7 protein-coding genes are annotated in these 8,498 nt (G+C 68.9%); 4 read left to right on the forward strand and 3 right to left on the reverse strand.

The window, feature by feature from the left end:
• From K2X24_RS08180 to K2X24_RS08190, 3 genes are all read left to right on the forward strand, one after another.
• Positions 1 to 854 (forward strand): sensor histidine kinase (locus K2X24_RS08180; RefSeq protein WP_292496618.1); only part of this gene is annotated, 854 nt, incomplete at its 5' end.
• Positions 821 to 1,282, forward strand: coding sequence for a hypothetical protein (locus tag K2X24_RS08185; protein ID WP_292496620.1), 462 nt, complete (start codon positions 821 to 823; stop codon positions 1,280 to 1,282). The genes K2X24_RS08180 and K2X24_RS08185, both read left to right, overlap by 34 nt.
• A gap of 118 nt (positions 1,283 to 1,400) precedes the next feature.
• Positions 1,401 to 3,017 (forward strand): cyclic nucleotide-binding domain-containing thioredoxin-disulfide reductase, encoded by a 1,617-nt coding sequence (locus tag K2X24_RS08190; RefSeq protein ID WP_292496622.1) that lies wholly within the window; start codon positions 1,401 to 1,403, stop codon positions 3,015 to 3,017.
• A 36-nt stretch (positions 3,018 to 3,053) separates the two neighbouring features.
• Here K2X24_RS08190 and fae read toward each other — a convergent pair whose 3' ends face one another.
• The gene (gene fae, locus K2X24_RS08195; protein ID WP_292496625.1) at positions 3,054 to 3,593 is read right to left on the reverse strand and encodes a formaldehyde-activating enzyme; all 540 of its coding nucleotides are present in this window, start codon (positions 3,591 to 3,593) and stop codon (positions 3,054 to 3,056) included.
• 197 nt (positions 3,594 to 3,790) lie between these two features.
• On the opposite strand from fae, the gene K2X24_RS08200 reads away from it, so the two are divergent.
• Entirely contained in the window at positions 3,791 to 4,000 is a 210-nt protein-coding gene (locus K2X24_RS08200; protein ID WP_243910492.1) for a hypothetical protein, read from the forward strand.
• Between the two features lie 58 nt (positions 4,001 to 4,058).
• Here K2X24_RS08200 and K2X24_RS08205 read toward each other — a convergent pair whose 3' ends face one another.
• Both K2X24_RS08205 and metH read right to left on the reverse strand, forming a co-directional pair.
• The gene (locus K2X24_RS08205) at positions 4,059 to 4,505 is read right to left on the reverse strand and encodes a hypothetical protein (RefSeq protein WP_292496627.1); all 447 of its coding nucleotides are present in this window, start codon (positions 4,503 to 4,505) and stop codon (positions 4,059 to 4,061) included.
• A gap of 151 nt (positions 4,506 to 4,656) precedes the next feature.
• The gene (gene metH / locus K2X24_RS08210; RefSeq protein ID WP_292496629.1) at positions 4,657 to 8,409 is read right to left on the reverse strand and encodes a methionine synthase; all 3,753 of its coding nucleotides are present in this window, start codon (positions 8,407 to 8,409) and stop codon (positions 4,657 to 4,659) included.
• Between the last annotated feature and the right edge of the window lie 89 nt (positions 8,410 to 8,498).

Here is an 8,498-nt window from a genome sequence, read left to right on the forward strand (position 1 = left end):
TGAGCGGGCTCGCCGCCTGGTACTTCTTCATCCCGCCGGCCAGCGCCTTCTTCATCGACGGGCCGACCGTGCTGGCCCTGTGCTTCTACGTCTTCATCGTCGGCGTCGACATCGCGCTGATCCACGTCATGCACCGAGCGGGCGAGCGGCTTCGCGCCGAGCGGGGGGTCTCGGCCGGGCTCTACGAGCAGCAGCGCACGATGTTCCAGGAACTGCAGCACCGGGTCGCCAACAACATGCAGTTCGTGGCCGCCCTGCTGACCCTGCAGAAGCGCAAGGTCGGCGACGACCCCAAGGCCGCCCTCGCCGCCCTCGACGAGGCCCGGGTGCGGCTGGAGACGATCTCGCGCATCCATCGCCGCCTCCACGACCCGAGCAGCATCGAGCGTCCGGTGGGGCAGTACCTCAAGGAACTCTGCGCCGATCTCCTCGACGCCACGGGTGCGCAGAACATCGTCTGCCGCGTGGACACGCCGCCGCTGCGGTTCGACCTTACCCAGCTCACCACCCTGTCGCTCCTCGTGGTCGAGGTGGTGACCAACGCCGTCAAGCACGCCTTCCCGGACGGGCGACGGGGCGCCATCACGATCCGGCTCGAACGGCTCGACGCGGAGCGCCTTGAGCTCACCATCGCGGATGACGGACGCGGCATCCCGGCGGATTTCAACCCGGACACCGCGCGCAGCCTGGGCTTTCGCATCGCGCAGGGGCTCGCGGGCCAACTCGGCGGCCAGCTCACCTACAGCAACGCGGGAGGCACCGTGGTGCGCCTCGCCTTCGCGGCCGGACCGGCCGCTCCTCCACGGCACGAGTCCCGACCATGCGCCTCGCCAGCACTCTCGCGCTCCTCCTGATCCTCGGCGCCGGACCGATCCTCGGCCCCGGCACGGCCCGGGCCGATGAATGCGACGGCCTCGCCGCCCGCATCGCTGCCGCGATGGGGGGCAAGGTCGGCCGGCGCACGGGCCCGAGCGTCGACATCCGCGTGCCCGGCGGCCTCCGTATCGACCTGACCTGCCGGGCCGATCCCATCGTGCAGGCGGCCTCCTCCGAACCGGCCCCCTCGGCGGCCTACTTCGCGGACCTCGCCATCGCGGCTCAGATCGTGGTGGGCGAGAGCGCGGGCGCGGTCCAGGCCGCCATCGCCACGGCCCACGCCACCGCCCTCAAGGAACGGCGCAAGTCATTCATCCAGCAGAACGGCTGGTCGGCGAGCTGCTACACCGACAGCAGCGGTTCGATCCGCACCCTGTGCTCGGTGGGACGCATCCCGCAGGAGTGATCCGGCCCCGTCTGCGCGGCGGTTTTTCCGGACACCGCCTTGCATGCTACACCTTACCTGTCACGGAGGCGTGATCGATGCTGCGCCGCATCGAACCCCATCCGACGGAAGGCGCCCCATGGAAACGATCGGCCGTGACCTGCGTGAGATGCAGCGCGTCCCCCTCGCGGCCTCGCATGTCGCCGCCCTCCGGGCCGCCGGAAACGAGCGCCTCTACCCGGCCGGGACGTACCTCGCCCGTGCCGGCGAACCGGCCGATCGCTTCGTCTACGTGGAGGACGGCGAGGTCGAGGTGGTCAACCCGTTCACGGACGAGCGCCACCTGCCCTCCACTCTGGGGCCGACGCAGTTCATGGGCGAGATCGCCTTCCTGAACGGCGGCAACTTCTCCATGCCAATGCGGGCGGTGCAGGACACCCGCGTGGTCGAGGTGCCGCGGCCGGCGATGCTGCGGCTGATGTCCGAGATCCCCGAGATGTCGGACATCGTCATCACGGTCCTGGCCGCGCGGCGGCGACGCCAGCTCGACACGCAGGACGGCACCCTGGTGCTCATCGGCGAGGAGGACGACCGGGCCGTCCGCCGCATCGCGGAGTTCGCGAGCCGCAACCGGCTTCCCTACCGGTCCTACGCGCTCGGCAGCCCGGAGGCCGGCGCCGTCGCGACCAGCTGCGCGATCCCCACCGACCGGCCGGCGGTGATCTTCGGCCGCGAGATCGTGGTGACGGACCCGACCCCCGACAAGGTGGCGCAGCTGCTCGGCCTGAACCACGCCCTCGTCGACGACGAGGCCTTCGACGTGCTCATCGTGGGCGGGGGCCCGGCCGGCGTGGCCGCCGGCGTCTATGCCGGCGCCGAAGGCCTGCGCGCCCTGGTGATCGAGGACGTCGCCATCGGCGGGCAGGCCGGCACCTCGAGCCGGATCGAGAACTACATGGGCTTCCCCACCGGCATCTCCGGGGCCGATCTCGTCTGGCGGGGCGAGGTGCAGGCGCTGAAGTTCGGCACGCGGTTCGCGATGCCGCGCCGGGTCGCCAAGCTGGAGCGCCTTGCCGACGCCACCTTCTGCGCGACCTTCGACAACGACCAGCGGGTGCGCGGGCACGCCGTCGTGGTGGCCACCGGCGTCCAGTACCGGCGCCTGCCGATCGACCGCCTCGAATCCTTCGAGGGCGCGGGCGTCTACTACGCCGCCACCGAAATCGAGGCCCGCTACTGCAAGAATGCCGAGATCGTCGTCATCGGCGGCGGCAATTCGGCGGGCCAGGCGGCGATGTTCCTCAGCCGTTCGGCCGGGCATGTCCACCTGCTGGTACGGGGGCCGTCGCTCGCCACCTCGATGTCCAGCTATCTCTCCAGCCGCCTGGAGGCGGACTCAGGCATCACCATCGCGTATGGCAGCGAGGTCGCCGCCCTGCACGGCGCGGATCGCCTCGAGGCGGTGACGATCCGCAGCGTCGGCGACGGCACCTCCCGCACGATCCCAACCTGCGCGGTGTTCGTGATGGTCGGCGCCGCCCCCAACACACACTGGCTCTCGGGGCTGGTCGATCTCGACCCACACGGGTTCGTACTGACCGGAGCGGCCGTCGGTGCGCCCTCGCCCTACGGGACCTCGCATCCCGGCATCTTCGCGGTCGGCGACGTGCGCGCCGGTTCCGTCAAGCGCGTGGCGTCGTCGGTGGGCGAGGGCTCGGTCGTCATCTCCAAGGTCTGGGAGCATGTCCGCGCCTGAGGAGCGCCCCGGCGCGGACCGTATCCTCGGACGAGATCAGTACTCGATCACGTCTTCCAGGGCGTAGTGCTTCACCGTCTTGCGGTTGGCGATGAGCTCGTCGATGGTCGGCTCGCCCTTCATGGCGCGGGCGATGGCGAGCTTCGTCGCCTCGTAATTCGTCCGGTAGAGGTCCTTCTGGTCGAGGTTGGCGTCGTCGGCGCAGCGCGGGTCGAGCCAGATCATGATGATCATGCAGAAGTCGTCGAGGCCGTCCTTCGGCAGCACGCCTTCGATCACGCAATCGATGATGGCGTCGCCCGTGGCGGCCTGAACCACGCCGCCGAGGAGCTCGACATAGGCTGCCGTGTGGATCGTCGCCTTGGTGGTCATCATCGTGGCGGGACGCACGAGCTGGTTCAGGTCGCGCACCACGAACATCCGGGTGTGGCCCTGGACCTGCCCCATCATGCCGGCGAAGGCGTGGCCCGCCGGTCCGCGGGTGGAGCCGATCAGAACCTCCGGCATCGCGTCGGTGTACTGTCCCTCAGCCGCGAGCACGGTCGCCTCGCCGGTACGGAACCAGATCTCGGACATGGGGGTCTTTCTCCAGGGCATCGTCGCCGCGCCCGGCAGGGCGGGACGGATCGGGGCGCACAAACACCAAGGGGGCCCGGCCCGTCAATCGCGGCGGTGCGCACACGCCATTCCCCCTGGCCTCGCGCGACGGGATCGGTCATGCAGAACCGCCGGCGACGGGACGCGTCGACGGCGCTCGAAAGGCGCGGCACGCGATGAGTACGGAACGGGACTGGAGCTTGGCCGTGACGGCGGCGCCGGATGGGGTCCGGGTCGAGATCGGCCTGCCCGATCTGGCGGGCAAGCCCGTCACCGCGATCCTGGCGCTCGACCGGGAGGAGGCACGCACCCTCGCCCGCGCCCTGCTCGCGGCCTCGGGCGACGCGATGGAGCGCACGTTTCCGCGCGCGTCCAAGAACGACTGAGACTTAAAGGACGACTGAGTCTCGGAGGACGACTGGGCCTCAGAGACAGACTTGGGCGCTACAGACCGACGCGGTTGCTGCGGCCGGGCAGACGCGGGACCTTGGTGCCGCGCGGCTCGATTGGGCCGGCGCAGGTATAGGTGAACTCGGTCTGGAGATCGGTGAACACGGTCTCGCCGGTAATCCGGCAATCCTCCCGCACCGTTTCGTCGAGGTAGGTCCGGGCCGCGTCCCGGAAGCGCTTGACCCGGGTCAGGGCCGGATCGCCCCCGGCGAACGCATCGTCGATGCCGCACCCCGTGGTCTCCCGGAGGGCGTTGGACACGATCAGCATCTTGCGGACCCGGCGCTGGTCGTAGACCTCGTAAGGGTCCTTGCAGCCGATGGTGACGACCTGCGGCGTGACGCTCACATAGGTCTTCGAGATGTAGGCGAAGCCCGTGCAGCCCGAGGCGACGAGCCCGAGTGCGATCGTCGCGACGAGGGAGACGGTGAGCCGATACACGTGCGGGGCGCCCTTCGCTGCTCTCGGGCCGTTGCAGCCGGACCGGCATTGAAGCGCAGACCTTCCCACGGTCAAGCCTCGCCAGGCCACACTCCCGTGGCATTCGACACGTGCCCCCTCCCCGGCCACGGGGAGGGCGGCGCGGACAGCCCTACTCGGCGGCGACCGCGAGGTAGCGGGCGGGATCGTAGTTCAGGATCGGGCCGAGCCAGCGCTCGACGTCTCTCAGGTCCATGCCCTTGCGGATCGCGTAATCCTCGACCTGGTCGCGCTCCACCTTGGCGACGCCGAAGTAATGCGCCTCCGGGTGGGCGATGTAGAGGCCCGAGACCGAGGAGCCCGGCCACATGGCGTAGGATTCGGTGAGCTTCACGCCGATCCGCGATTCCGCCTTGAGGAGGTCGAACAGCGTGACCTTCTCGGTGTGGTCGGGCTGCGAGGGATAGCCGGGGGCGGGACGGATGCCGGCATATTCCTCGCGCACCAGGTCCTCCGGCGCGAAGGTCTCGTCGGCGGCGTAGCCCCAGAACTCGCGGCGGACGCGCTCGTGCATGCGCTCGGCGAGCGCCTCGGCGATGCGGTCGGCCAGCGCCTTGACCAGGATCGAGCGGTAATCGTCGTTGGCCCGCTCGAAGCGCTCGGCGATGCGCACCTCCTCCAGGCCCGCCGTGACGACGAAGCCGCCGACATAGTCGGCGATGCCGGTCTCGGCCGGGGCCACGAAATCGGACAGGCAGGTGTTGGCGCGCCCGTCGCGCTTCGTCAGCTGCTGGCGCAGGCCGAAGAAGGTCGCGAGTTTCTCGGACCGGCTCTCGCCGGTGAACAGCGCGATGTCGTCGCCGACCGCGTTCGCTGGCCAGAAGCCGATGATCGCCTTCGGGTTGAACCAGCGCTCGTCGACGATCTGCTTGAGCATCTCCTGCGCGTCGTCGAACAGCGCCTTGGCGGCCGGGCCCTGGTTGGGATCCTCGAAGATCGCCGGGTAGCGGCCCTTGAACTCGTAGGTCTGCAGGAACGGCGTCCAGTCGATGTAGGGCACGAGATCGGCGACCTCGTAGGACCCGAACACGCGCGCGCCGGTGAAGCTCGGCTTGCTCGGCTGGTAGCCCGACCAGTCGATCTTGAACGGATTGGCGCGGGCCTTGGCCAGCGGCAGGCGCTGCTTGTCGAGTTCCGAGCGCGCGTGGGCGTCCGAGACTTTCCTGTACTCGGCCCGGATGGTCTCGATGGTGGTGTCGCGCGTCTCCTTCGAGAGAAGGCTCGACACGACACCCACCGCGCGGCTCGCGTCCGTGACGTAGACGGTCTGGCCCCGGTTGTAGGAGGGGTGGATCTTCACGGCCGTGTGGACGCGGCTCGTGGTGGCGCCGCCGATGAGGAGCGGCACCGAGAATCCCTCGCGCTCCATCTCGGCGGCGACATGCACCATCTCGTCGAGCGACGGGGTGATGAGGCCGGACAGGCCGACGATGTCGACGTTCTCGCGCTTGGCGACATCGAGGATCTTGGCCGCCGGCACCATCACGCCGAGATCGATGATCTCGTAGTTGTTGCAGGCGAGCACGACGCCGACGATGTTCTTGCCGATGTCGTGGACGTCGCCCTTCACGGTCGCCATCAGGATCTTGCCGGCGGCCTGACGCTTGCCGTCGCCGCCATTGGCGAGCTTCTCCGCCTCCATGAAGGGCTCGAGATAGGCGACCGCCTGCTTCATCACGCGGGCGGACTTGACCACCTGCGGCAGGAACATCTTGCCGGAGCCGAACAGGTCGCCGACCACGTTCATGCCGGCCATCAGCGGACCTTCGATGACGTGGAGCGGACGCGCGGACTGCAGGCGCGCCTCCTCGGTGTCGGCCACCACGAACTCGGTGATGCCGTTGACCAGCGCGTGCTCCAGGCGCTTCTCGACGGGCGCCTCGCGCCAGGACAGGTCGGCCGTCTTGGCCTGGACGCCGCCGCCGGACTTGAAGCGCTCGGCCACCTCCAGCAGGCGGTCGGTGGAATCGTCGCGGCGATTGAGGACGACGTCCTCGCAGAGTTCGCGCAACTCCGGCGGCAGTTCGTCGTAGATCGCGAGCTGACCGGCATTCACGATGCCCATATCCATGCCGACCTGGATCGCATGGTACAGGAACACCGCGTGCATCGCCTCGCGCACGGGCTCGTTGCCCCGGAAGGCGAAGCTGAGGTTCGAGATGCCGCCCGAGATGTGGGCGTGGGGCAGCGTCTCGCGGATGGTCTTGGTGGCCTCGATGAAGGCGACGCCGTAGCCGTTATGCTCCTCGATGCCGGTGGCGACGGCGAACACGTTCGGATCGAAGATGATGTCCTCGGGCGGGAAGCCGACCTCCTCGGTCAGGACCCGGTAGGCCTTGGTGCAGATCTCGACCTTGCGCTCGTAGGAATCCGCCTGGCCCTGCTCGTCGAAGGCCATGACGACGACCGCCGCGCCGTAGGAACGGCACACCCGGGCGTCCTGGATGAACTTCTCGACGCCCTCCTTCATGGAGATCGAGTTCACGATCGCCTTGCCCTGGACGCACTTCAAGCCGGCCTCGATGACGTGGAACTTCGAGGAATCGATCATCACCGGCACGCGGGCGATGTCGGGCTCGGCGGCCACGAGATTGAGGAACTCCACCATGGCCTTCTCGGAATCGAGCAGGCCCTCGTCCATGTTCACGTCGATGATGCTGGCACCCGCCGCGACCTGGTCGCGGGCGACGTCGAGGGCGGCGGCGTAGTCGCCGGCGGTGATGAGCTTGCGGAATTTCGCCGAGCCGGTGACGTTGGTGCGCTCGCCCACGTTCACGAAGGGAATCTCCTTCGTCAAGGTGAAGGGCTCCAGGCCCGACAGGCGCATCAAGCGGGGCACTTGCGGGATCGCGCGGGGCTTGCACCCCGCGACGGCCTCCGCAATGGCGCGGATGTGGTCCGGCGTGGTGCCGCAGCAGCCACCGACCATGTTGACGAGGCCGGCGGTGGCGAACTCGCCCACCAGCTTGCCCATGGCCTCAGGGCTCTCGTCGTAGAGGCCGAACTCGTTGGGGAGACCCGCATTCGGGTAGGCGCAGACCAGGGTGTCGGCGATCCGCGACAACTCCGAGATGTGCCCGCGCATTTCCTTGGCGCCGAGCGCGCAGTTCAGCCCGATGGTGAGCGGGCTGGCGTGGCGGAGCGCGTTCCAGAACGCCTCCGGGGTCTGGCCGGACAGGGTGCGGCCGGAGAGATCCGTGATCGTGCCCGAGATCATGATCGGCAGGGTCATGCCCCGCTCCTCGAACACCGCCCAGGCGGCGGCGACGGCCGCTTTGGCATTGAGGGTGTCGAAGATGGTCTCGATCAGGATGAGTTCGGCGCCCCCATCCATCAGGCCGCGCACCTGCTCCATGTAGGCCTGCTTGACCCCATCGAAGGTGACGGCCCGGTAGCCCGGATTGTTGACGTCCGGCGAGATCGACAGGGTGCGGTTCGTCGGTCCGATGGCGCCGGCCACGAAGCGCCGGCGGCCGTCCTGCTGCTCAGCGAGCGCGGCTGCCTCGCGAGCGAGGCGCGCGCCCTCCGAATTGAGCTCGTGGATGATCGATTCCATGCCGTAATCGGCCTGGGCGATCGTGGTGCCCGAGAAGGTGTTGGTCTCGCAGACGTCGGCGCCTGCCAGGAAGTAGTCGAGGTGGATCTGCCGGATCGCGTCGGGCTGGGTCAGGATCAGGAGGTCGTTGTTGCCCTTCTGGTCATGCCCGTGATCCGTGAATCGCGTGCCGCGAAAGTCCGACTCGCCGTAGCCGAGGCGCTGGATCACCGTCCCCATCGCCCCGTCGAGGACGAGGATTTTCTCGCCCGCGCGCTGGCGCAGGGCGGCTTCGATCTCTCGTCCGTCGACAGGGCGCAGGTCGGTCATGGGGTCTCTCAGGTTCCGTCGCAGGAGATCCCTCCCCCGATGGGGAGGGGCGGTGCATGGGCGGGGATCGCTCAGGCCGCCTTGGCGGC

The sequence above is a fragment of the Methylobacterium sp. genome (assembly GCF_019750675.1).
Lineage (GTDB): Bacteria > Pseudomonadota > Alphaproteobacteria > Rhizobiales > Beijerinckiaceae > Methylobacterium.

Coding starts and splice junctions, on each gene's coding strand:
- K2X24_RS08185 (WP_292496620.1), top strand. CDS start 821: ATGCGCCTCGCCAGCACTCTCGCGCTCCTCCTGATCCTCGGCGCCGGA.
- K2X24_RS08190 (WP_292496622.1), top strand. CDS start 1,401: ATGGAAACGATCGGCCGTGACCTGCGTGAGATGCAGCGCGTCCCCCTC.
- fae (WP_292496625.1), bottom strand. CDS start 3,593: ATGTCCGAGATCTGGTTCCGTACCGGCGAGGCGACCGTGCTCGCGGCT.
- K2X24_RS08200 (WP_243910492.1), top strand. CDS start 3,791: ATGAGTACGGAACGGGACTGGAGCTTGGCCGTGACGGCGGCGCCGGAT.
- metH (WP_292496629.1), bottom strand. CDS start 8,409: ATGACCGACCTGCGCCCTGTCGACGGACGAGAGATCGAAGCCGCCCTG.